Source organism: Magnetospirillum fulvum, from assembly GCF_900108475.1.
GTDB classification, from domain to species: domain Bacteria; phylum Pseudomonadota; class Alphaproteobacteria; order Rhodospirillales; family Magnetospirillaceae; genus Phaeospirillum; species Phaeospirillum fulvum_A.
This window is the reverse complement of the sequence record NZ_FNWO01000002.1, coordinates 21,362-44,320: the sequence shown is the minus strand read 5'-3', so window position 1 is coordinate 44,320 and position 22,959 is coordinate 21,362. Positions and strand designations below refer to the sequence as shown.

Below are 22,959 nucleotides of genomic sequence, written 5' to 3'. Positions count from 1 at the left end.
AATCAGGGCTTGGCGGGAGGGGCGGGCGGCGGCGTCACCAGGGCGGAGACGGGGGTCAACACGACGCCGTTGGCGGACAGGGTGCCCAGCCAACCGGCGAGACGCTCGAACGACAGCGGTCGGGGCTGCACCAACGCGACCGCCCGGCCCTGGACGCGGGCGGAGACAACGGCTTGGTTAAGGCGGATGTCGATCGCTTCGCGGTAAAGGTCGCGGTCGATGAGTGTGGTGATGCGGGCCAGCGCCGGGGTGCGGGCCGGAGCGGCGGCTCCGGGGCCAACGAACAGCAATCCGTGTTCGCGGACGGCGGCGAACACGCCCGAGATTTGCGGTGCGGCGGCGAAGGTCTCGCCCATCATCACCAGTCCGGCCGCTCCCGGTCCGCGGGCCATCACCGTTTCCAGGCGACCAAGATTGGCCTCGGGCGTGGCGGCGGCGACCAGACCGAACGGGCCGGGATCGGGCGCGGCGGGCCCTTCGGATTCGGTGGGGACGACCATCAACACTTCGTGGCCGTGGTCGCGGGCCTTTCGGATCCACTTGTCGAGATTGGCGGCATAGGGGCTGAAGGCGAGGGTAACCTCGGGCGGCAGGCGCAAAATCGCCGCGTCGGTGGCAACGCGGTCGAGACCAAGATCAATCACCACCACCGCCACCTTGCCCCGATTGGCGGGATCGGCCCAGGGTCGGGCATAGACCTGCCAGGGCTGGCGGCCATCGGGTCCGGGGACAGGAAGGTCGCCCGCCTGACTTTTCTTCAGCATGTCCCGCAACGGGGCCGAGGCGAGCGGCTTGGGGTCGCCCTTGATTTCCGGCAGCGAATCGTAGCTGGGCGGCTTGTCGGCGGTGCGGGGCGAGGGCTGGGGCGGGATCGCGTTGGGATCGGCTCGGCTGGCGCTGCGACCGGGGGGCGATGACGGGGCCGGGGGTGTCGCGGGCGTGGCAAGCGGAGCCGGGGGCGCTGCCATCGTCGGGGCGGCGGCGGGGGCGGGGACCGAAGCGGTCGGAGGCGGAGCCGAATTCGTTACGGATGCGGACGGATCGGCGGAGGCCGTCTCGTCTCGGGCGGGGGCGCCGGGCGGGGTCAGCAAACCGCCGCCGGAGGGCGCGGGGCGGGGCACCTCGCCCGGTCCGGGCAATTGCATCGACAGACGCGGGCCGGTATCGCCGATATCAAGCAGACCGATCAGGGAGCGGGCGTCGTACTGGTAGGAGGTGAGGAGGTAAAGTCCTGTCCCCAAGCCGCCGCCCAGAGCCAGCACCAGCGATCCGATCAGCAGCGGGCGCAGAGGAAGCCGCCGTCGCGGCGGCGGGGCCGCGACCGGGATGGAGGTCGAGAGAACGTCCTCGTCATCCTCGTCATCCAGATCGTCATAACGGCGTTTGGCCATTGGTGCGTCCGTTCCGTGCGCCTAGGGCGATATCCGACCGCGTCGAATATCGCCCTAGGAATCGTTTGGTCCCTCTGTTTCGGCCGCCGCCGCGGATGGTCAGTCCGGTCGGGTCAAGCGTCCTTACCGCGTGGCGGGGGGACGATAGACCGACAGGCCGCGCAGCAGGTCGAGCGCCCGGGACAATTGGTAATCCTGGGCCGGGTCGCCCAGCTTGACCGGGGCGGGCGGAGTCTCGGGCTTCGCATCCGGCTTGGCATCCGGCTTCGCATCCGGCTTGGCCTCGGGCTTGGTATCCGGCTTGGCGTCGGGCTTCGCTGCGGGCGCGGGCTTGGCGTCCTTCTCCTTGTCTTTCTCTTTGTCCTTGTCGGGCGAGGGGGTGCCGTTGGGGTTGGGCAGCGCCTTGCGCAACGACGCCTCGCTGCGGCGGTCGCGTTCGGCACCGCCGATCGGCTCGACCTTCGAGGGGTAGACCTTGATGTCGGGTTCGATGCCGACCGCCTGGATCGAGCGGCCCGAGGGCGTGTAATAGCGGGCGGTGGTCAGGCGGATCGAGCCATGACCCGGCAGCGGGATCAGGGTCTGGACCGAGCCCTTGCCGAACGAGCGGGTGCCGAGGATCACCGCCCGTTTGTGATCCTGGAGCGCGCCTGCGACGATTTCCGAGGCCGAAGCCGACCCGTCATTGATCAGCACCACCAGCGGCAGGCCGTCGGTGATGTCGCCCGAGCGGGCGTTGTAGCGCTGGGTGTCCTCGGGACGGCGCGACCGGGTCGAGACGATCTCGCCTTGTTCGAGGAAGTCGTCGGAGACCGACACCGCCTGATCGAGCAGACCGCCCGGATTGTTGCGCAGATCAATCACGAAGCCGGTGGCGGGCTTGCCCATTTCCTTGCGGACCTGGGTCAGCACCCGGCGCAGGTCGGATTCGGTGGTGGCGCTGAATTGCGAGATGCGGATATAGCCGATTTCGCCGAACGCCAGTCCCTTGACGGTCTGAACCTTGATCACGGCGCGGGTCAGCTTGACGTCGAACGGGTCGAGCCCGGCGCGGCGAACGGTGACCTTGATATCGGTGCCGGGCGGGCCGCGCATCCGATCGACCGCGTCGGTCAGCGACAGGCCCTGGACCGGCTCGCCGTCGAGATGGGTCAGGAAGTCGCCCGGCTGCAATCCGGCGCGGAAGGCCGGGGTGTCGTCGATCGGCGACACCACCTTGACCCAGCCGTTTTCCATCGTCACTTCCAGCCCGAGCCCGCCGAACTCGCCGCGGGTCTGGATATCCATGTCCTTGGAATTCTTCGGATTGAGATAGCCGGAATGGGGGTCGAGCGACGACAGCATCCCGTTCAGCGCCGCCTCGATCAGTTCCTCGTCATTGACGGGCTCGACATATTCGGTGCGAACTTTGTCGAAGACTTCGGCGAAGAGGTCGAGAAGTCGATAGGTCTCCTTGCGTTCCGCCGCGTCGGCGGCCACCGGAACCAGAGCGGTCGAGGACAGCAGGGCGACGGTTCCCGCCGCCACCAGAATCTTGCGAATCATCCACTAGCCTTATTATTTCGTGCCATGAGCCAAGGCAACGGGTTGACCGGCTGGCCATGGTGGCGCAGCTCGAGATAGAGGGCGGGTTTGGCGTCGTCTTGTCCCATCACGCCGACGGGTTCGCCCGCGGTCAGCCGCTGGCCGACGGTGGAGTCGACCCGGGCCAGTCCCGCGAGCAGGGTATGATAGCCTTCGCTGTGTTCCAGGATCAAGAGCAGGCCATAGCCGCGAAACGGTCCGGCGAACACAACCTGCCCATCGTGGGGGGCGATCACCTGTGCCCCCTTGCGGGTCTGGATCGAAATGCCCTTGGTCTGGTGGCCGACCTCGTTGGTCTGGCCATAGGCTTCGACGACCTTGCCGCGGGCGGGGAAGGGCAGATGCCCCTGCATCTGGCTGAACGGCTTGCCGGTGCGGGTCAGGCGGGAGGCAGCGGCCTCGCGTGAGGCCTGCTCGGCCTCGACCGTCGCTTTTTGCGCCATCAACTGCTTTTCCCGCGCCTCGGCCTGGGCGGCGATCTCGGCCTCGCGGGCGACGCGGGCCTGGGCCTTTTCGCGTTCTTTCGCCTCGGCGGCGGCCTGCTGCTCGGCCCGGCGTGCGGCCAGTTCGGCTTCGCGGGCGGCTTTCTGTGCGGCCAGTTCGGCCTCGCGCGCGGCTTTTTGCGCGGCCAGTTCGGCCTCGCGCGCGGCTTTTTCGGCGGCGGCCTTTTCGGCGGCCTCGACGATGCGGCGCTCGCGCTCCTGCTCCAGCCGGGCCAGCAGGTCGCGCAGATCCTCGGCCTGGGCGGCAAGATCGCGCATCCGCAATTCGGCCGAGCGGCGCTCTTCCTCGGTGGCGCGCTGGACCTGACTTTTGCGCTCGACCATGTCCTTGAGGCGGTCGTGCTCCTGCTCCAGCCGGGTCGCGGTTGCGGCGATCCGCTTTTTCTGTTCGCCGATCTCGGCCCGCAGCCGGGTGACCGAATCGATTTCGCCGCGCAGATCGTGGGCCGATTGCTCGATCTGCGGCACGGCGGCGCGGAGCAGGATCGCCGAGCGGACGGTGTCGGCGGGGCTTTGCGGCTGGGCGATCAGCGCCTCGGTCGGACGCCAGGCCAGCCGTTGGAGCGCGGTCAGCACGCCGACCATCTGCTGCGAGCGCCGCTTCAGCGCTTCGGAGCGGCTTTCCTCGCGCTCGCGCAAATCGTCGAGCTGGAATTCGAGTTCGGACAGCAGATCTTCGCTCTCCTGGGCGGCGCGGGCGGTCTTGACCATGTCGGCGCGCAGCCGCCCGGTTTCCTCGGCCAGATTGGCGGCCTTGGAGCGGATTTCATCATGGGCGGCGCGAGAGCGGTCCAACTCGGCTTCCAACTCGCGCAGGCGCAGGCCGGGGTCGAGGGGAGGAAGGTCTTGCGCCAACGCCGCTCCCGCCCCGGTCAGGAGCAGCAGCAGCGCGGGCGCGAAGGGTGGGCTAGGCCGAAACAAGCAACGACTGCCCGGTCATTTCGGGCGGACGCGGCAAGCCCAGCAGGGCCAGCAGGGTCGGCGCGACGTCGGCCAGCCGTCCATCGACCAGACCGGTGATCCCGGCGGGGGGCGCGACCAGCACCACCGGGACCGGTCCGGTGGTGTGGGCGGTGTGGGGCTGCCCGGTGATGGGATCCTTCATCTGCTCGGCGTTGCCGTGGTCGGCGGTGACGAGAAGGGCACCGCCGGCCGCCTCGATCGCGTGTTCCAGCCGTCCTAGGCAGACATCGACCGCTTCGACCGCGTGGATCGCGGCGTCGAGGAAGCCGGTATGCCCGACCATGTCGCCATTGGCGAAATTGATCACGATCAGGTCGAAGCGGCCGCTGCCGATCGCCTCGACGGCGTGGTCGGCAACGCCGAAGGCCGACATCTCGGGCTTCAGGTCATAGGTGGCGACCTTGGGGCTGGGAACCAGAATCCGTTCCTCGCCGGGGAAGACCAGTTCGCGCCCGCCATTGAAGAAGAAAGTGACGTGGGCGTACTTCTCGGTCTCGGCCAACCGCAACTGGGTCATCCCCGCCGCTGACACCACTTCGCCCAGGATGCCGGTCAGGGTCTCGGGCGGGAACAGCGGGGTCATGAAGGGGGTGAGGTCGGCCGAATATTCGACCATCCCCAGCCGGGCGGAAAAGGCCACCTGACGGGTGCGGGCAAAGCCGTCGAACGCCGGGTCGACCAGGGTGGTCAGAATCTCGCGGGCGCGGTCCGAGCGGAAATTGCCCATCAACAGGGCGTCGCCATCCTTCATCCCGTGATAATCGCCGATGATGGTGGGCAGGACGAATTCGTCGGTTTTGCCGGTGGCGTAGGAGGCGTTGACCGCCGCCAGGGCGTCCGGGGCGGTTTCGCCCTTGGCCTCGACCAGGGCATTCCAGGCCAGGATGACCCGCTCCCACCTCTTGTCGCGGTCCATCGCGTAATAGCGTCCCGACACCGTGGCGATGGTGACGTTCGATCCGGCCACGGCCTCCTGGAAGCGGGCGAGAAAGCCCGGCGCGCTCGATGGCGGGGTGTCGCGACCGTCGAGGAAGGCGTGGACCGCGACCGGAACCCCGGCGGCGGCAACGGTGCGGGCCAGCGCGGCCAGATGATCCTGATGCGAGTGGACGCCGCCCGGGCTCATCAAGCCCATCAGGTGGCAGGTGCCGCCCTTGGCCTTCAGCCCGGCGATCATCGCGGTCAGGGCCGGATTGGCGGCCAGCGAGCCATCGGCGACGGCGGTGTCGATGCGGGGCAGTTCCTGCATCACCACCCGACCGGCCCCCAGATTCATGTGGCCGACCTCGGAATTGCCCATCTGTCCGTCGGGCAGCCCGACCTGAAGTCCCGAGCTTTGCAGCAGCGCGTGGGGGTAGCGCTCAAGGAAGCGGGTCCAGTTGGGCAGGGTGGCTTGGGCGATGGCATTGTCGGGAGTCTTCTCGCGCCAGCCCCAGCCATCGAGAATGCACAAGACAACCGGGCGGGGACGATGCGTCGATGCAGAGGACATGGAATTGAAGCCTATGGGACAGACGGGGAAGAACAGGCGGACACTATACGTAATCGTCCATCGCCGCCAGTTCCAGTGCCCTAATGACCCAATGTCCGCTCGACCAACGGGAACAGTTGGTCGGCGATGATCCGGGCCGTTCCCGGTCGCAAGGTGGGGTCGCGTGCCAGCAGCGCCGATTGAATCGCGTCGCGCGTCTCGGCGGTGCCCAAACCGTCGCGCCGGGCCGAGGAACAGGCCTCGGCAATGATCTGAAATAAGCTTGTTTCCACCGGGCCAGCTTTCCGTTCGAAGGGTTTTGGCCGCGTCATATCCGTAATGATAGCAAAAGTTCGGCGCTGGATCCAGGGTAAACACCCGATGGCCGCGCGGCGAGGCGACACGGCGGCTTGGGCGAGGGCGGCGGCTGTGCTACAACCCGGCCGCACTAAGCCACAGCAGAGGAGAGGCGGTGATGCCGTCCTTCGACGTCGTTTCCAAGACCGATCTGGCCGAGATCGACAACGCCCTGGCCGGGGTCACCCGCGAAATCGCGCAACGCTTCGACTTCAAGGGAGCGAAATGCTCGCTTGAGCGCAAAGACAAGACCATCACCGTCCTCGCCGACGACGATGCCAAGCTGAAGCAGATGCACGAATTGCTGAAGGTGTACTTCACCCGGCGCAGCGTCGATCCCAAGGTGATGGAGTTCAAGACGGTCGAAAAGGCCTCGGGCAACACCGTCCGCCAGCAGATCGACATCAAGGAAGGGATCGACAAGGATCTCGCCAAGCTGCTGGTCAAGGCGATCAAGGACAGCAAGATCAAGGTCCAGGCCGCGATCCAGGGCGAGGAACTGCGGATCACCGGCAAGAAGCGCGACGAGTTGCAGGAAACCATCGCGCTGCTGCGCAAGGTCGAATCCGACCGTCCGCTTCAGTTCGTCAATTTCCGCGACTAATACCAAGCTGCACGGATCGGAACCGATCCGCGCAGGCCCTCAGCCGCCGGGCGCGGCCCATCCGGGCCGCTTGGCTCCGCGCCATGGGGCGCGCGGCCCTTCGGGCCTAACCAAACTGCATGAGTTCCACTCAATGCAGTTTGGTATAAAGTCCGGTCGGCCCCTCCTCTCCCGCCGTCGCGAGGGGAGAGGGGGCGATCCGTCCGCCTAGCTGCCCGGTAGATCGAGCGCCCGCTCGATCGCCGAGCGCAGCCGCCCCGAATCCGGCCCGGTGACGCTGGAATACCAGTCGAGCAGCCGTCCGTCGCGGGCAATCAGGATCTTGTGGAAGTTCCAGCGCGGCACGCCCAGCGGCCCGGTGCGTTCGGCCGCCCAGCGATAGAACGGATGCGCGTTCGATCCCGACACTGTCTGCTTTGACAGCAGCGGGAAATCGACCCCGTAATTGATCTCGCAGAACGAGGCGACCTCGGCATCGTTGCCGGGTTCCTGGCTGCCGAAATCATTCGACGGAACCCCCAGCACGACCAAGCCGCGGTCGCGATATTCGCGCCACAGCGCTTCCAGCCCGGCATATTGGGGGGTGAAGCCGCATTTCGAGGCGGTGTTGACGACGAGGACCACCTTGCCGGTCAGGCTGGCGGGATCAATCGCGCCGCCATCAATCGCGGGCAGCGGCAGCGCGCCCCATTCGATCCGGGCGGGGGCGGGGGAGTCGTCGGCCGAGGCATGCCCGGCCAGTCCCACGGCGGCGGCGGCGGCGGCAAGAACGGTCTTTAGCGAATCACCAAGCATGGGGGGCACTCCTTCTCGCTTCAGATTAGGTTGGGGCGGCCCCGCCGGATCGCAAGAGGGAGGTTCTCCCGGCAGACAGCGGTGGCGAAGCGAGGTAAAGTTACGCCGACGTCGGCGATGATGGCCCAGGCGGAGCATCAATGGACTGTCCCGACCCCACCCGCAGCCCCGGAGTGTCCGCCATGACCACCGATTCCTTTTCTCCCGCCCTGCCGCGCGTCGCTCTGGTTACCGGCGCGGCGCGACGGATTGGCCGGGCGATCGCGTTCGATCTGGCCCGGGCCGGGTTTGCCGTCGCGGTGCACCACGCCCGTTCCGGCCCCGAGGCCGAGGCGGTGGTCGCCGCGATCACGGCGCAAGGCGGGCGGGCGGTGGCGGTTGCCGCCGACCTTGCCCGCGAGAGCGAGGTGGCGACCCTGATCGACCATGTTGCCGCCCGATTGGGGCCGGTGGGCGTGCTGGTCAACAACGCCTCGACCTTCGAACGCGACGAGGCGCTGGACGCCACCCGCGAGAGCTGGGACCTTCATATGGAGGTCAATCTGCGCGCCCCCTTCGTGCTGACCCAATCGCTGGCCCATCACCTGCCGCCGATGGCCGAGGCGGTGGTGGTCAATCTGATCGACCAGCGGGTCTGGAACCTGACCCCCCATTTCACCACCTACACCCTCAGCAAGGCCGGTCTGTGGACCCTGACCCAGACGCTGGCGCTGGCACTGGCACCCCGCATCCGCGTCGTCGCGATCGGCCCCGGCCCGGCCCTGCCATCGGTGCGGCAAAGCGCCGAAGCCTTTGCCGCCCAGGCGTCGTCGCTGCCGCTCCATCGCGGCACCGGTCCCGACGAGATTTGCGCCGCTTTGCGCTTCTTGTTATCGACTCCGTCGATCACCGGCCAGATGATCGCGCTCGACGGCGGCCAGCATCTCGGCTGGGGCGTCGGCGGCGACAGCTTCGAAGAGTGACCGCAGTCACGTTGCGCGAGTACTTGTGCACAGGAGCGATTTCGAGAGCAACGTGACACCAAAACGCCTTATTTCTTGGAAATCGAACAAACGGCGTGCTCCCGTGTCTCGCCATGCCAAGCTAAGTCCATGATAAATAACGATATCACTCCGGTGCCCACAAATGTGGCAAACCGAAGAATCCGAGGGACTCCTTGGCTCGGCGTGGTCCATCCGCAGCTTTCCAACAGATTTATCCACAGAGTCCGTGGATATTTCCGCTGGCGGGTCGAAAAGACACAATCGATCAAGGGTCTATCGGTTTTCCACGATGCGGCGCGCTCCCCAGCGGGCCGGTCCGCGACGGTCGGATCGAGTGAACCGTTAAGTTGTGCACACCGCGTCTGCCGCCCTGAACGCGTCCCAACCGACGGGTCCAGAGGAAAAATATCGGGTCGAGTCCCGATCAGATCGGGTTGGACTCGGGCTAATGCCTTGGAAAATGGGAATTTCGGTTTTGTGCCTAGAAATCGGGCAGGGCGCACAACCCTAGAGAGTTCCTCGCTGCCCCCAGCCTCCCCACACCTTTCCAACAAAGTTATCCACAGAGTCCGTGGATATCCGGAGGCGGCGGGCGGGGACTGCCCTTGCCCGACTCCGGTCGGGCCGATCAGGACGACGAGGATCGCATCCTCGGCCGCGGCGGCGGTTCGTGCCACCCTGTCGCCGCGTTGGGCCGCACCGAGGGAGTTGTGCACAGGAGGCGTTCAGCGCCGGTCAGGTCATCGAATCGACGCATTTCCGCGAAAAATCGAGCGCGGCCGGATCGCTAAAAAGATAACGTATTGAATTAAAACGCTTTCGCCGATATGCCTACAAAAGAGGCAAACCGGTGGAGTCGAGGAAGATCCTTGGTACCCCCATGCGATCCCGAACTTTCCAACAAACTTATCCACATGATTCGTGGATATCCTGAACCGCAAGAGGAAAAGGTGGACCCATACCAAACGGATATTCCTGCGGCGGTGGATGACCCGGCGACGGCGACAACGGCACGGCCGCTTGCGGCCGGGGTGACGGTGATCCTGGGCTTTCTCGCGACGTTGGGCGATAGCCCCGGGGTCTATCGGATGCTGAACGGGCGCGGCGACGTGCTCTATGTCGGCAAGGCCAAGAATCTGAAGAAGCGGGTGGCGGCCTATACCAAGCCCGAGCGCCAGGTCCTGCGGATTCAGCGGATGATCGCCGAGACCGCCGGGATGGAGGTGGTGACCACCCGCACCGAGGTCGAGGCGCTGTTGCTGGAAAGCACCCTGATCAAGTCGCTGGGGCCGCGCTATAACATCCTGCTGAAGGACGACAAGACCTTCCCCCACATCCTGATCACCGCCGACCATGACTGGCCGCAGGTGCTCAAGCATCGCGGTGCCCGCACCCGGCCGGGGGAATATTTCGGTCCGTTCGCCTCGGCCGGATCGGTCAATCAGGCCCTGGCGGCGCTGCAACGGGCCTTCCTGCTACGCTCTTGCACCGATTCGGTGTTTGCCGCCCGCACCCGTCCCTGTCTGCTGTTTCAGATCAAGCGGTGCAGTGCGCCCTGTGCCGACCGCATCACCCCCGAGGCTTATCGCGCGCTGGTCGAGGGGGCGCGGTCGTTCCTGTCCGGCCACAGCCAGGCGATCCGCCACGATCTGACCGCGCGGATGGAAGCGGCCAGCGAGGCGCTGGAGTTCGAAGAGGCGGCGCTGTACCGCGACCGGCTGCGGGCGCTGGCCCGGGTCCGGGCCAGCCCGGAAAGCGGGGCGGAGGGGCTGGAGAACGCCGACGTCGTCGCGCTGCATCAGGCGGGCGGGGCCAGTTCGGTCCAGGTGTTCTTCTTCCGCGCCGGATGTCATTGCGGCAACCGCGCCTATTTCCCCAGCCACGGCCGCGATGCCGAGGCGCCCGAGGTGATGGCCGCCTTCCTGGGCCAGTTCTACGCCGATCGGCCGCCGCCGCCGGAGATTCTGCTCAACCTCGCGCCCGCCGAGGCGGGGATCGTCGCCGAGGCGCTCAGTGAGAAGGCGAAGCACAAGGTCACCCTGCTGCTGCCCAAGCGCGGCGACCGCAAGCGTCTGATCGATCACGCCACCGACAATGCCCGCGACGCCCTGGCGCGGCGGCTGGCCGAAAGCGGGGCGTGGCGTCAGCTGCTGGACGGCGTCGCTACCGCGCTGGGGCTGGAGGCGGCTCCGCAGCGGATCGAGGTCTACGATAACAGCCACATCCAGGGCAGCGACGCCGTCGGCGCGATGATCGTCGCCGGGCCGGAGGGGCTGCTGAAATCGGCGTGGCGCAAGTACAACATCCGCTCGACCACTCTGACCCCGGGCGACGATTTCGGGATGATGCGCGAGGTGCTGACCCGCCGCCTGTCCCGCGCCCAGAAGGAAGACCCCGACCGCGAGCGCGGCCATTGGCCCGATCTGATTCTGATCGATGGCGGCCAGGGCCAGTTGACCAGCGTCTTGGCGGTGCTGGAGGAGTTGGGGATCGACGACCTTGCCATCGTCGGCATTGCCAAGGGGCCGGACCGCGACGCCGGGCGCGAGCGGTTCTTTATTCCCGGCCGCGAGCCGTTCATGCTGCCGCCGCGCGATCCGGTGCTGTATTTCCTCCAGCGCCTGCGCGACGAAGCCCACCGCTTCGCCATCGGCACCCACCGCGCCCGCCGCTCCCAGGGTCTGGTGCGCTCGACGCTGGACGAGGTGGCGGGAATCGGCGCCCGGCGCAAGAAGGCGTTGCTGACCCATTTCGGCTCGGCCCGCGCCGTCGCCGAGGCGTCATTGCCGGAATTGGAGGCGGTCGAGGGAATCAGCCGGACGATGGCGAAGAAACTGCACGACCATTTCCATCCCGAAGAAAGGGAAATTCGCCCGGAATAACCGATGTCGGGATCGTGACAGGGTGATGATTCCGGTCTAGTATCGCCGCGCCGCGCCCCGGCCCGGGGGGCGCCAGACGGACGTGAGCGATGGTGACCAGCCTACCCAACCTTTTGACGTTGTCGCGTATCGTGGTGATTCCGGTGATGGTCGCCCTGTTCTATGTCGATGGCTCGACCGCCCGCTGGGCCGCCTGTGCCCTGTTCGTCGCCGCCGCGATCACCGACTGGTTCGACGGATACGTCGCCCGCTCGCGCAATCAGGTTTCGACCTTCGGCCGCTTCCTCGACCCGATCGCCGACAAGCTGCTGGTGGTCTCGGTGCTGTTCATGCTGGTGGCGTTCAACCGGGTCAGCGAGCTGTCGATCCTGTCGGCGCTGGTGATCGTGCTGCGCGAGATCATGGTGTCGGGCCTGCGCGAGTTCCTGGCCGAGGTCCGGGTCGGCCTGCCGGTCAGTCGGTTGGCGAAGTGGAAGACCGGAATCCAGATGGTGGCGATCCCGGTTCTGCTGGTCGGCGATGCCCTGACCATCCTGCCGACCCGCCAAATCGGCGAGGCTGGGCTGTCGGTGGCGGCGGCGCTGACCCTGGTCACCGGCTGGGATTACCTTCAGTCCGGGTTGCGCCACATCCGGGCCAACCCGGTTCCGGTCGATCCGGCATCGCCCCGGGACTGAGCGCGGCCGTCCGGCCGCCGTTTTCGCCCTTGCCGCGCGGGCTGCTCTCGTTGCATGCTCGGGGCCGTTCTCGGCCCCGGCCTTGTCCGGGGCTTTCGGTTTGCCAACAGGCCGCACGGCCCTTCGTGCGGCGGAATGAAGGCGCGACATGATTAGATACAGATACGCGGTTCGCTTCGCCGTTCCGGTCGCTTTTCTTGCCGGTCTGCTGCTGTCCGCCTGCGAGAATTCCCAAGCGGTCTATCCGACCCGCGACAAGGGGGACAGCGCGCCGCGCATGTCCAACGAGAAGCAGGAAACCATCTTCGGCCCCGAAGGGATGTTCGGCAAGAGCAAGCCCGACAATGCCGGGTCGGGGATCGGCGTCAATGCCTTCCTGTGGCGGGCGTCGCTCGACACCATCTCGTTCATGCCGATCACCACCGCCGACGCCTTCGGCGGAACCATTTTCACCGACTGGTATCAGCTGCCCGAGACGCCGACCGAGCGCTATAAGGTCAATGTCTTCATCCTCGACCGCACCTTGCGGTCGGACGGGGTCAAGGTGTCGCTGTTCAAGCAGACCCGCGACCTGTCGGGTTCCTGGGTCGATGCCCGGGTCGATCCCAAGATGGCGACCGATCTCGAAAACTCGATCCTGACCCGGGCGCGCCAGCTTCGCCTCGTCTCGCAGGACTAACCGTTTCTTATTTAGCCGCTAACCGGAAAGACAGACGACGAAATGTCGCGCCCCGATTCTCTTATTGCCGATCGCTATAACGTCAAGGACACCGAGGCCCGGTGGCAGAAGGTCTGGGAAGACCGGGGCTGCTTCATCGCGCGCGAGGAATCCGACCGCCCGAAATATTATGTGCTGGAGATGTTCCCCTATCCGTCGGGGCGCATCCACATGGGCCATGTCCGCAATTACACGCTGGGCGACGTCGTTGCCCGCTACAAGCGGGCGCGGGGCCACAATGTGCTGCATCCGATGGGGTGGGACGCCTTTGGCCTTCCGGCGGAGAACGCGGCGATCCAGCACGGGGTGCATCCGGCGAAGTGGACCCGCGAGAATATCGCGGCGATGCGCGAGCAATTGAAGTCGATGGGCCTGTCCTACGATTGGGCCCGCGAAGTCGCCACCTGCGAGCCCGATTATTACCGCCACGAACAGAAGATGTTCCTGGATTTCCTCAAGGCCGGGCTGGTCTATCGCAAGGAATCCTGGGTCAATTGGGACCCGGTCGAGAACACCGTTCTCGCCAACGAGCAGGTGATCGACGGACGCGGCTGGCGCTCGGGCGCGCTGGTCGAGAAGCGGCTGCTGTCGCAATGGTTCCTCAAGATCACCGCCTTTGCCCAGGATCTGCTCGACAGCTTAAAGACGCTGGAGCGCTGGCCCGAACGGGTGCGGCTGATGCAGGAGAACTGGATCGGACGCTCCGAAGGGGCGCGGCTGCTGTTCCAGGTCGAAGGCCGTGCCACCGGGCTCGAGATTTTCACCACCCGTCCCGACACCTTGTACGGGGCTCGTTTCGTCGCCATCGCCGCCAACCACCCGTTGGCCGCCGAACTGGCGGCGGGCAATCCGGCGCTGGCCGAGTTCATCGCCGAATGCAACCGGATGGGCACCTCCGAGGCGGCGATCGAAACGGCGGAGAAAAAGGGCTTCGATACCGGGTTGAAGGCGGTGCATCCGTTCGACCCGTCGCGGACCCTGCCGATCCATGTCGCCAATTTCGTGCTGATGGATTATGGCACCGGGGCGATTTTCGGCTGCCCGGCGCATGACCAGCGCGATCTCGATTTCGCCAATAAATACGGGCTGGGCTATACCCAGGTGGTCGAACCGGCCGCCGACCGCGAGGCGGTGGCCGCCCAGATCGCCGCCGGAACCGCCTATACCGGCGACGGTGTCTTGATCAATTCCGCTTTCCTCGACGGTCTTGCCGTCGAGGCGGCCAAGGCTGCGGCAATCGACCGGATCGAGGCCGAGGGATTGGGGGCGCGCACCGTCAATTTCCGTCTGCGCGATTGGGGCGTGTCGCGGCAGCGTTATTGGGGCTGCCCGATCCCGATCATCCATTGCGAGTCCTGCGGCGCGGTGCCGGTGCCGGAAGCCGAGTTGCCGGTCCAATTGCCCGAGGATGTCCGCTTTGACATTCCCGGCAATCCGCTGGCCCATCACCCGACCTGGAAGGATGTCGCCTGCCCGGTCTGCGGCAAGCCGGCCCGGCGCGAGACCGACACCTTCGATACCTTCTTCGAATCCTCGTGGTACTTCGCCCGCTATACCTCGCCCACCAGCACCACGATCGGCTTCGACCGCGCCGCCGCCGATTACTGGATGCCGGTCGATCAATATATCGGCGGGATCGAGCATGCCGTGCTGCATCTGCTCTATTCGCGCTTCTTCACCCGGGCGCTGCGCCAGTGCGGCTATCTGAACGTCGCCGAGCCGTTCGCCGGTCTGCTGACCCAGGGGATGATCTGCCACGAGACCTATAAGGACGAGGCCGGGGCCTGGCTGTTCCCGACCGATGTCGCCGACGGTCCCGATGGCCGCCCGGTCCATGCCGTGACCGGCCAGCCGGTGACGGTCGGCCGTTCGGAAAAGATGAGCAAGTCGAAGAAGAACGTCGTCGATCCCGCCGGGATCATCGACGGCTACGGGGCCGATACCGCCCGGCTGTTCATGTTGTCGGACAGCCCGCCCGACCGCGATCTCGACTGGACCGAAGCCGGGATCGACGGGGCGTGGCGCTATGTCAACCGGCTGTGGCGGATGGCGGCGACCGCCGATCTGCCCGCGATCGATGCTCCGATGCCGGAATTGGGGGTCGAGGCGGCCAAGCTGCGCCGTCTTGTTCACAAGACCATCGCCGTGGTCGGCGACGATCTCGACCGCTTCCAGTTCAACAAGGCGGTGGCCCATATCCGCGAGATGACCAACGCGCTGGCCGAACTGGGGGCTCCCGCCGTCGATAGCGATGCCGCCTGGGTCCTGCGCGAGGGTCTGGAGGCCGCCGCCCGGCTGATCGGACCGATGATGCCGCATCTGGCCGAGGAAATGTGGTCGGCGCTGGGCCAGGACAGCCTGATCGCCGAGACGGCGTGGCCCGAGGCCGATCCCGCTTTGCTGGTCGAGGACAGCGTCACCGTCGCGGTCCAGGTCAACGGCAAGCTGCGCGCGACGATCGAACTGCCCAAGAACGCCGAGGCGGCCCTGGCCGAGCGAACCGCGCTCGACCAGCCGCAGGTGATCGCCGCCCTGGCGGGCAAGCCGCCGCGCAAGGTGGTGGTCGTGCCTAACAGGATCGTCAATGTTGTGGCCTAGACTCCTTCTGGTCGCCATGCTGGCGGGGCTTGGCCCCGTCGGCTGCGGCTTCCGTGCCATTCATGCCACGGCGGGCAGCACCGCCGACGACAGTCCGGTCGGGGTCGATCTGGCCCGCGTCCGGGTCGATCCGATCAGCAACCGGGTCGGCCAGCAGGTCCGCAACGCGCTGGTCCAGCGGCTTAGTCCGCGGGGCGAGCCGGCCGATCCGCTTTATAATCTCCAGGTCGAACTGACCGAATCGACCACCGATGTCGGCTATCGCAAGGACGGGTACGCGACGCTGGGCAATCTGACTTTGATCGCAACGATTCGCTTGCAGCGTGAGGGGGTGTTTCTGCTGAGCGAGTCCGCGACCACGGTGGCCAGCTTCGATTATCTTGGCCCGCGCTATGCCAGCGTGGTGATGGAACGCGATGCCCGCGAACGGGCGGCGACCCAGATCGCCGACGATATTCGCGGCCGGGTCGCCGCCGCGATCGAGCGTTATCAGGCCAATCCCAACGATCCCCGCTTCCGTCGCCGGAGCAAAGGATGGTCCCTCGGGGATGACCCCTCGCCCTTTACCCAGCCGTGAAGATCGCGGCGGCGCGGATCGAGGCCTTCCTGCGCCAGCCCGATCCGGCGGTTCGCGCCGTTCTGGTGTACGGTCCCGACCAGGGGCTGGTGCGCGAACGGGTCGAGCGGCTGATGCGCGGGGTGGTGGCGGATTTGTCCGATCCGTTCCGCGTCGCCGAACTCCGCGCCGCCCAACTGAAAGAAAGCCCGGCCGCGCTGGCCGACGAAGCCGCCGCGATTGCGATGGGGGGCGGGCGGCGGGTGGTGGTGCTGCGCGAGGCCGCCGACGGTCAAAGCGCGTCGCTGGCCTCGTTCCTGGCCAATCCGCGCGGCGATTCGCTGGTGGTGGTCGAAGCGGGCGAGTTGGGACCGCGCTCGTCGCTGCGCAAGCTGGTCGAAGGGGCCGACAACGCCGCCGCTCTGGCCTGCTATGGCGACGAGGCGGGGACGCTGGAAGCGGTGATCGTCGCCGAACTGAAAGTCGCCGGGCTGCTGGCCGAGCCGGACGCGATGGCCTATCTGGTCGAGAATCTTGGCGGCGACCGCCGTCTGACCCGGTCCGAACTGACCAAGCTGGCGCTGTATATGGGCGGACCCGGCCGGGTCCGGCTTGAGGACGCGGCGGCCTGCGTCGGCGACAGCGCCGCGCGCGGGCTGGACGATCTGGCGCTATCGACCGCCGATGGCGACCATGCCGGGGCGCAGCGGGTGCTCGACAAGCTGCTGAACGAAGGGGCGCAGCCGGTCGCGATGCTGCGCTCGGTGTCGCGACACTTCATCCGTCTCCATCTCGTCGCCGGGCTGGTCGCCCAGGGCAAGTCGGTCGAACAGGCGATGACGGCGTTGAAGCCGCCGGTGATCTTCAAGCAGGCCGACCGCTTTCGCCGTCAGGTGTCGCGCTGGCCGGTCGATCGGCTGGGCCGCGCGCTGGAATTGCTGACCGAGGCCGAACTCGATTGCAAGACCACCGGGCTGCCCGCGCCCGAGATCACCGCCCGCGCCCTGATGATGATTGCCCGCGCCGCCTCGCGGCGCTAAGCGGATTGTCCCGCCGCGTCGCGGCGCTAAGCGGATTGTCCCGCCGCGTTGCGGCGCTGAACGGATTGTCTCGCCGCCTCGCGGCGCTGAACCGGCGATTCCGCGTCTCCGTATCTTTGCCCAATCGCCGGGCGGCGATTGACGGAGCGGGCGGGCGACACTAGATTTTCGCGACAGAGGATAAAGGTCACCAGGACGGATGGTACGCGGCACCGCGCCAGTCATCACCGAGCTTAACGAGCGCTCGCGGGAAATTTTCCGCCGGGTGGTCGAATCCTATGTCGAAACCGGCGAGCCGGTGGGATCGCGCACCCTGTCGCGCCTGCCCAACCTGTCGCTGTCGGCGGCGACGATCCGCAACGTGATGGCCGATCTCGAAGAATGCGGCTTGCTCTACGCCCCTCATACCTCGGCCGGGCGGCTGCCGACCCAGGCGGGGATGCGGCTGTTCGTCAACGGCCTGTTGGAAATCGGGCGGCTGGCCGAGGACGAGCGCACCCATATCGACCTGCAATGTCGGGCCTCGGGCCGCAGCGTCGAGCAATTGCTGGCCGAGGCGCTGACCACCTTGTCGGGTCTGTCGCGCTGCGCCGGAATGGTGGTGGCACCGCGGATTCAGCGCTCGCTGAAACATGTCGAGTTCGTCTGGCTGGGGCCGCGCCGCGCCCTGGTGGTGCTGGTCACCGAAGACGGGGTGGTCGAAAACCGCATTCTCGACCTGCCCGAGGGGGTCGATCGCTCGACCCTGGTCGAAGCGGGAAACTATCTCACCGCCCGCCTGGCCGGCCGCTCGCTCGACGCGATGCGCGAAGAGATTACCGACGAACTGGAACAGCAGCGGACCACGCTCGATTCGCTGACCCGCCGCGTTGTCGAAGCCGGTCTGGCCACCTGGGCCGGGGGCGAAAGCCCGGCGCCGCTGATCGTGCGCGGCCAGTCGCATCTGCTGGAAGACGTCACCGCCGTCGAGGATCTGGAACGGATTCGCGCTCTGTTCGAGGCGCTGGAAACCTCGGAACAATTCCTGCGGCTGGTCGATTTGACCCGCGAGGCCGACGGCGTCCAGATTTTCATCGGGGCGGAGAACGAGCTGTTCGGGGTCACCGGCTGCTCGATGATCGTTGCCCCCTATCGCGATTCGCGTGAATGCATCGTGGGTGCCATCGGCGTGATCGGCCCCCAACGCATCAATTACGCCCGGATCATCCCCATGGTCGATTACACTGCAAAGGTGATCGGCCGCCTTATCGGACAACCTTGAGGATCGAGGACAGAGCATGACCCAGGACCAGACCAGCGAACAGCCGGTGGATACCAGCCCGGTTGACGGAGCCGAGGCGGCCCCGTCCGAGGCTCCGGTCGCCGAGGCCGCTGAGCCGGCCCCCGCCGATCGAATCGCCGAACTCGAAGCCCAGGTGGCGAAGCTGAAGAACGACGTTCTGTACGCCCGCGCCGACACCGAGAACGTCCGTCGCCGCCTGGAACAGCAGGCCGAGGATCGCGGCAAGTACGCGGTTTCGACCCTGGCCAAGGACGTGCTGTCGGTCGCCGACAATCTGCGTCGCGCTCTCGACGCCGTCCCCCCCGGCGCGCGCGAAGCCGACGAGGCGGTCAATTCCCTGACCGTCGGCGTCGAGATGACCGAGCGCGAACTGATCGCCACCTTCGAGCGCTATGGCATCCGCAAGGTTCCGGCGATGGGTGAACGGTTCGATCCCAACCTGCATCAGGCGATGATGGAAATCGAAGATGCCGCCAAGCTGGAAGGCACCGTGGTGCTGGAAATGCAGTCGGGTTACACCCTGCACGACCGCCTGCTGCGCCCGGCCCTGGTCGGTATCGCCAAGGGCGGCCCGAAATCGGGCGGCGGCAATCTCGACACCTCGGCCTAGGCTGACGTTGCATTAAAGACGGAAAAGCCCCTCTCCGATCGGAGAGGGGCTTTTTTTATCGGGCTTTTGAAAGCCCTCCGCTACGCGGCCGGGCGACCGCCCAGACCCGTTCGGGGGCAAACGCCCCCGACCTCCGTTCGATCCTGGGGTTACACCAGATCGGCCCCGACCGAGCGGCCGTTGATCAGCAACCCGCCCTCGGCCGCCGCGACGCGGACGGTGTCGCCGTCCTTGATCGCGCCTTCGAGGATCAGACCGGCCAGCGGGGTTTGCAAGGTGCGCTGGATCACCCGCTTCAGCGGCCGGGCCCCATAGACCGGGTCGTAGCCGCGTTCGGCCAGCCAGACCTGGGCGGTCGGGTCAAGGTCGAGGGTGACATGGCGGTCGGTCAGCAGCTTGCGCAGCCGGGCCAACTGGATATCGACGATCCCGGTCATGTCGGACCGGCCGAGGCGACGGAACAGCAGGATTTCGTCGAGACGGTTAAGGAATTCCGGCCGGAACGCACTGCGGACGATCTCCATCACCGCGCCGCGCACCGCCTCGGTCTCCTGCCCCTCGTCCTGGTTGGCGAGGATGTCGGCCCCGAGATTCGAGGTCAGCACGATCAGGGTGTTGCGGAAATCGACGACGCGGCCCTGGCCGTCGGTCAGGCGGCCGTCGTCGAGCACCTGGAGCAGGACGTTGAACACATCGGGGTGGGCCTTTTCGATCTCGTCGAACAAGATCACCTGATAGGGCCGCCGCCGCACCGCTTCGGTCAGCGCGCCGCCCTCCTCATAGCCGACATAGCCCGGAGGCGCGCCGATCAGGCGGGCGACCGAATGCTTTTCCATATATTCGGACATGTCGATCCGCAGCAGAGCGGCTTCGTCGTCGAACAGGAACTCGGCCAGCGCCTTGGTCAGTTCGGTCTTGCCGACGCCGGTCGGCCCCAGGAACAGGAACGACCCGATCGGGCGCGACGGATCCTGCAACCCGGCCCGAGCCCGGCGCACCGCGTCAGACACTGACTTCAACGCCTCGTCCTGGCCGACGACGCGGGTCTTCAGCCGGTCTTCCATCGCCAGCAGCTTGTCGCGCTCGCCCGCCAGCATCTTCTCGACCGGAATGCCGGTCCAGCGCGATACCACCTGGGCGATATGCTCCTCGGTGACGGATTCGGTCACCATCCGCTTTTCTCCGCCGATTCCGCCTTCGATCTGGCGCTCAAGCTGGGGGATCACCCCGAATTTCAACTCTCCGGCCCGGCCCCAATCGGCGGCGCGTTCGGCATTGGCCAGTTCGATCCGGGCTTCCTCCAGCCGTTCCTTGACCTTGGTCGAGGAGGCAAGCTGATCCTTTTCCGCCCGCCAGCGCTCGGTCAGGTCGAACGATTGCTGTTCCAGCTTGGGCAGGTCGTCCTCCAGTTTGGTGAGGCGTTCGCGTGAGGCGAGGTCGGTTTCCTTGCGCAGCGCCTCGCGTTCGATCTTCAACTGGATGACGCGGCGGTCGATCTCGTCGAGCGCCTCGGGCTTGGAATCGATCTGCATCCGCAGCCGCGACCCAGCCTCATCGACCAGATCAATCGCCTTATCGGGCAGGAAGCGGTCGGTGATATAGCGGTTCGACAGCGTCGCCGCCGCCACCAGGGCGCTGTCGGCGATGCGGACGCCGTGGTGCAGTTCGTACTTCTCTTTCAGTCCGCGCAGGATCGAGACGGTATCCTCGACCCCCGGCTCGGAGACGAACACCGGCTGGAACCGCCGGGCCAGGGCGGCGTCTTTCTCGACATGCTTGCGGTACTCGTTCAGCGTCGTCGCGCCGACGCAATGCAACTCGCCGCGCGCCAAGGCCGGTTTCAGCAGGTTCGAGGCATCCATCGAGCCTTCGGCCGCGCCCGCGCCGATCAGGGTGTGCATTTCGTCGATGAACAAGATCACCTCGCCGTTGGCGGCGGTCATCTCGGCCAGCACCGCCTTCAGCCGTTCCTCGAACTCGCCCCTGAACTTCGCGCCCGCCACCAGCGCGCCCAGATCGAGCGCCATCAGGCGCTTGTTTTTCAGCGCCTCGGGAACGTCGCCATTGATGATGCGGGTGGCCAGACCCTCGACGATCGCGGTCTTGCCGACGCCGGGTTCGCCGATCAGCACCGGGTTGTTCTTGGTCCGGCGCGACAGCACCTGAATGGTGCGGCGGATTTCCTCGTCGCGGCCGATCACCGGGTCAAGCTTGCCGTCGCGGGCGGCCTGGGTCAGGTCGCGGGCGTATTTCTTCAGGGCGTCATAGCCGTCTTCGGCGGCCGGGCTTTCGGCCTTGCGGCCCTTTCTGATCTGCTCGATCGCGTGGTTCAGCCCTTGGGGCGTGACCCCGGCCTCGGCCAGCGCCTTCGCCGCCGGGCTCCCCGTCGCCAGGGCCAGGGCCAGCAACAGCCGCTCGGCGGTGACATAACTGTCCCCGGCCTTTTCGGCCAACTGGACCGCCTGATCGAGCAGCCGGGCCAGCTCGTTCGACAGGTGCATGCCCGCCCCGGAGCCGCCGACCTTGGGCAGCTTGGCCAGCGCCTCCTCGATCCCGTTCAGCGCCTTGGCCGGGTTGCCCCCGGCGGCGCGAATCAGGTTGGCGGCCAGCCCTTCCTTATCGGCGAGAAGAACCTGGGTGAGATGCTCGGGGGTCAGGAATTGGTGATTGGACCGCAAGGCCAGCGTCTGCGCCGCCTGGATGAATCCCTTGCAGCGTTCGGTGAATTTTTCGAAATCCATGGATGCTCTCCGACTCGACCGGATATCCCCCCCCGGATCGGCGGCAGGGATTATCCTTCGCTTGACCGGAAAGATATGGAGGGTATTTCCGACCCTCGCAAGGCAGGTACAGCTACGCTCCCCCGCGCCCCTTCGGGCCTAACCTTGCGCTGCAATGAGGTCCATTCAATGCCGCTTGGTATTACCAGCGCATCTGGCCGCCGATCGGTTTTGCTTTCAGCGCACCGCGGCGGGTGACCAGAACCCAATCGTTGAACTGCATGTAGCGGGGAGCGAGGAACTGGTAGATGTCGCGGATTTTATTGGTGTTGTCGTCGGAGCGGACGACGAACACTGTCTTCCAGATCTGGATGAAATCTTCCCACGGCAGCAGGCGACAATGCAGGGCGTCGCGAACCTGACGGATATAGCCGATCTGATTGTCGATATTCTTTAGCATCGACAGGATTTCGCCGGTCTGGGCGTCGATCTGGTCGAAATAATCGCGAAACAGCTTGATCGCCCGCTGCGACAGGCGGGCGACCTGATCGACCGTTTCGATCATCGAGCGTTCGGCCCCGTAGATGCGGCGTAGCGCCTGAAGCTTATCGTCGATCCGCTCGACCTCGGCGAAGGTGTCGCGCAACGCCTCGATATAGGCCAGTTCGCGGGCCAGGGTCTCGATATACTGCACCACCTCGTCGCGGCGGTCGCGTCCCAGCCCCAGTTCCTCCGCCGCCTCGGTAAAGGCGAGTTGGACGTTCTTCTTGACCTGCGGGTCTTCGGCGACCTGGGCCAGTTCGGTGATGTTGCTGATGACGTTCTCGTTGCCGGTCAGCCAGGTGACCAGCTGCATCGTCAGGCGCTGATAGGCGATGCGGCGGTGGCGGTCCTGCGGCTCCCACGATGCTTCGCGCGAGGTGACTTCCTTGGGCAGGCGGTCGCCGGGGCGCAGGCCGCGGACGAATTGCAGACCTTCGGCGACGCGGTCGAGCATTCGAAAGTCTAGGCTGTCTTCCTTCAGCATGAATTCTCGTTTCAGTCCATCAAAGGACAGAACCGCCTCGTTATTAGCGAGTTTGAGGACCGCGACGGGTTCGCCGGAATCGGTCATTCGGAAATACAGGTCTTCGAAAGAGGTGAAAAATTTGTGCTCGAAGCCGATATCGTCGTCGCCCGTGGTGGCGCTGTCGTTCTTATCCGCTGCCATGTTCTTCCACCCGAC

General features: G+C 66.2%; 18 protein-coding genes. 10 read left to right on the top strand and 8 right to left on the bottom strand.

The window, feature by feature from the left end; all coding sequences use genetic code 11:
- Positions 1–2: 2 nt before the first annotated feature.
- The 5 genes from BLW40_RS02330 to BLW40_RS02310 form a co-directional block, all read right to left on the bottom strand.
- Positions 3–1,391: a divergent polysaccharide deacetylase family protein gene (locus tag BLW40_RS02330; RefSeq protein ID WP_074765176.1), complete on the bottom strand. Its 1,389-nt coding sequence runs from the start codon at positions 1,389–1,391 to the stop codon at positions 3–5.
- A gap of 123 nt (positions 1,392–1,514) precedes the next feature.
- A complete protein-coding gene (locus tag BLW40_RS02325) occupies positions 1,515–2,936 on the bottom strand; it encodes a S41 family peptidase (protein ID WP_074765174.1) in 1,422 nt (473 codons plus the stop codon).
- The gene (locus tag BLW40_RS02320) at positions 2,933–4,399 is read right to left on the bottom strand and encodes a murein hydrolase activator EnvC family protein (RefSeq protein ID WP_244511024.1); all 1,467 of its coding nucleotides are present in this window, start codon (positions 4,397–4,399) and stop codon (positions 2,933–2,935) included. The genes BLW40_RS02325 and BLW40_RS02320 overlap by 4 nt, the downstream gene beginning before the upstream one ends.
- Positions 4,386–5,933 (bottom strand): 2,3-bisphosphoglycerate-independent phosphoglycerate mutase, encoded by a 1,548-nt coding sequence (gene gpmI, locus BLW40_RS02315; protein WP_074765172.1) that lies wholly within the window; start codon positions 5,931–5,933, stop codon positions 4,386–4,388. Before gpmI ends, BLW40_RS02320 begins: the two co-directional genes overlap by 14 nt.
- A gap of 80 nt (positions 5,934–6,013) precedes the next feature.
- A complete protein-coding gene (locus tag BLW40_RS02310; RefSeq protein ID WP_139305463.1) occupies positions 6,014–6,205 on the bottom strand; it encodes a hypothetical protein in 192 nt (63 codons plus the stop codon).
- Positions 6,206–6,387: 182 nt separating this feature from the next.
- On the opposite strand from BLW40_RS02310, the gene BLW40_RS02305 reads away from it, so the two are divergent.
- Positions 6,388–6,873 (top strand): YajQ family cyclic di-GMP-binding protein, encoded by a 486-nt coding sequence (locus BLW40_RS02305; RefSeq protein WP_074765168.1) that lies wholly within the window; start codon positions 6,388–6,390, stop codon positions 6,871–6,873.
- Positions 6,874–7,080: 207 nt separating this feature from the next.
- On the opposite strand, the gene BLW40_RS02300 is transcribed toward BLW40_RS02305, so the two are convergent.
- Positions 7,081–7,668 (bottom strand): glutathione peroxidase, encoded by a 588-nt coding sequence (locus tag BLW40_RS02300; protein ID WP_074765166.1) that lies wholly within the window; start codon positions 7,666–7,668, stop codon positions 7,081–7,083.
- A gap of 182 nt (positions 7,669–7,850) precedes the next feature.
- Between BLW40_RS02300 and BLW40_RS02295 the strand changes: the two genes are divergently transcribed.
- From BLW40_RS02295 to grpE, 9 genes are all read left to right on the top strand, one after another.
- Positions 7,851–8,630: an SDR family oxidoreductase gene (locus tag BLW40_RS02295; protein ID WP_074765766.1), complete on the top strand. Its 780-nt coding sequence runs from the start codon at positions 7,851–7,853 to the stop codon at positions 8,628–8,630.
- 935 nt (positions 8,631–9,565) lie between these two features.
- On the top strand, positions 9,566–11,533 hold the full coding sequence (uvrC, locus tag BLW40_RS02290; protein WP_083386587.1) for an excinuclease ABC subunit UvrC: 1,968 nt from the start codon (positions 9,566–9,568) through the stop codon (positions 11,531–11,533).
- 89 nt (positions 11,534–11,622) lie between these two features.
- Complete coding sequence (pgsA, locus tag BLW40_RS02285) at positions 11,623–12,210, top strand: CDP-diacylglycerol--glycerol-3-phosphate 3-phosphatidyltransferase (protein WP_074765162.1); 588 nt, start codon at positions 11,623–11,625, stop codon at positions 12,208–12,210.
- A gap of 148 nt (positions 12,211–12,358) precedes the next feature.
- A complete protein-coding gene (locus BLW40_RS02280; RefSeq protein ID WP_074765160.1) occupies positions 12,359–12,889 on the top strand; it encodes a DUF3576 domain-containing protein in 531 nt (176 codons plus the stop codon).
- Positions 12,890–12,931: 42 nt separating this feature from the next.
- Positions 12,932–15,526 (top strand): leucine--tRNA ligase, encoded by a 2,595-nt coding sequence (gene leuS, locus BLW40_RS02275; protein WP_074765158.1) that lies wholly within the window; start codon positions 12,932–12,934, stop codon positions 15,524–15,526.
- The gene (lptE, locus tag BLW40_RS02270) at positions 15,513–16,103 is read left to right on the top strand and encodes an LPS assembly lipoprotein LptE (RefSeq protein WP_074765156.1); all 591 of its coding nucleotides are present in this window, start codon (positions 15,513–15,515) and stop codon (positions 16,101–16,103) included. The genes leuS and lptE overlap by 14 nt, the downstream gene beginning before the upstream one ends.
- Complete coding sequence (holA, locus tag BLW40_RS02265) at positions 16,100–17,122, top strand: DNA polymerase III subunit delta (RefSeq protein WP_074765154.1); 1,023 nt, start codon at positions 16,100–16,102, stop codon at positions 17,120–17,122. The genes lptE and holA overlap by 4 nt, the downstream gene beginning before the upstream one ends.
- A gap of 199 nt (positions 17,123–17,321) precedes the next feature.
- A complete protein-coding gene (gene hrcA / locus BLW40_RS02260; protein WP_074765152.1) occupies positions 17,322–18,383 on the top strand; it encodes a heat-inducible transcriptional repressor HrcA in 1,062 nt (353 codons plus the stop codon).
- A gap of 16 nt (positions 18,384–18,399) precedes the next feature.
- Positions 18,400–19,014 (top strand): nucleotide exchange factor GrpE, encoded by a 615-nt coding sequence (gene grpE / locus BLW40_RS02255; RefSeq protein ID WP_074765150.1) that lies wholly within the window; start codon positions 18,400–18,402, stop codon positions 19,012–19,014.
- 149 nt (positions 19,015–19,163) lie between these two features.
- On the opposite strand, the gene clpB is transcribed toward grpE, so the two are convergent.
- Positions 19,164–21,755 carry an ATP-dependent chaperone ClpB gene (gene clpB / locus BLW40_RS02250; RefSeq protein WP_074765148.1) on the bottom strand — a complete coding sequence of 864 codons (2,592 nt, stop codon included), beginning with the start codon at positions 21,753–21,755 and terminating at the stop codon, positions 19,164–19,166.
- Positions 21,756–21,936: 181 nt separating this feature from the next.
- Positions 21,937–22,944 (bottom strand): hypothetical protein, encoded by a 1,008-nt coding sequence (locus BLW40_RS02245; RefSeq protein ID WP_074765764.1) that lies wholly within the window; start codon positions 22,942–22,944, stop codon positions 21,937–21,939.
- Between the last annotated feature and the right edge of the window lie 15 nt (positions 22,945–22,959).

What these genes read in the sequence shown, in the direction of transcription:
- BLW40_RS02330 (WP_074765176.1), bottom strand. Translation starts at nt 1,391, where the DNA reads ATGGCCAAACGCCGTTATGACGATCTGGATGACGAGGATGACGAGGAC.
- BLW40_RS02325 (WP_074765174.1), bottom strand. Translation starts at nt 2,936, where the DNA reads ATGATTCGCAAGATTCTGGTGGCGGCGGGAACCGTCGCCCTGCTGTCC.
- gpmI (WP_074765172.1), bottom strand. Translation starts at nt 5,933, where the DNA reads ATGTCCTCTGCATCGACGCATCGTCCCCGCCCGGTTGTCTTGTGCATT.
- BLW40_RS02305 (WP_074765168.1), top strand. Translation starts at nt 6,388, where the DNA reads ATGCCGTCCTTCGACGTCGTTTCCAAGACCGATCTGGCCGAGATCGAC.
- BLW40_RS02300 (WP_074765166.1), bottom strand. Translation starts at nt 7,668, where the DNA reads ATGCTTGGTGATTCGCTAAAGACCGTTCTTGCCGCCGCCGCCGCCGCC.
- BLW40_RS02295 (WP_074765766.1), top strand. Translation starts at nt 7,851, where the DNA reads ATGACCACCGATTCCTTTTCTCCCGCCCTGCCGCGCGTCGCTCTGGTT.
- uvrC (WP_083386587.1), top strand. Translation starts at nt 9,566, where the DNA reads ATGATTCGTGGATATCCTGAACCGCAAGAGGAAAAGGTGGACCCATAC.
- pgsA (WP_074765162.1), top strand. Translation starts at nt 11,623, where the DNA reads ATGGTGACCAGCCTACCCAACCTTTTGACGTTGTCGCGTATCGTGGTG.
- BLW40_RS02280 (WP_074765160.1), top strand. Translation starts at nt 12,359, where the DNA reads ATGATTAGATACAGATACGCGGTTCGCTTCGCCGTTCCGGTCGCTTTT.
- leuS (WP_074765158.1), top strand. Translation starts at nt 12,932, where the DNA reads ATGTCGCGCCCCGATTCTCTTATTGCCGATCGCTATAACGTCAAGGAC.
- lptE (WP_074765156.1), top strand. Translation starts at nt 15,513, where the DNA reads ATGTTGTGGCCTAGACTCCTTCTGGTCGCCATGCTGGCGGGGCTTGGC.
- hrcA (WP_074765152.1), top strand. Translation starts at nt 17,322, where the DNA reads ATGGTACGCGGCACCGCGCCAGTCATCACCGAGCTTAACGAGCGCTCG.
- grpE (WP_074765150.1), top strand. Translation starts at nt 18,400, where the DNA reads ATGACCCAGGACCAGACCAGCGAACAGCCGGTGGATACCAGCCCGGTT.
- clpB (WP_074765148.1), bottom strand. Translation starts at nt 21,755, where the DNA reads ATGGATTTCGAAAAATTCACCGAACGCTGCAAGGGATTCATCCAGGCG.
- BLW40_RS02245 (WP_074765764.1), bottom strand. Translation starts at nt 22,944, where the DNA reads ATGGCAGCGGATAAGAACGACAGCGCCACCACGGGCGACGACGATATC.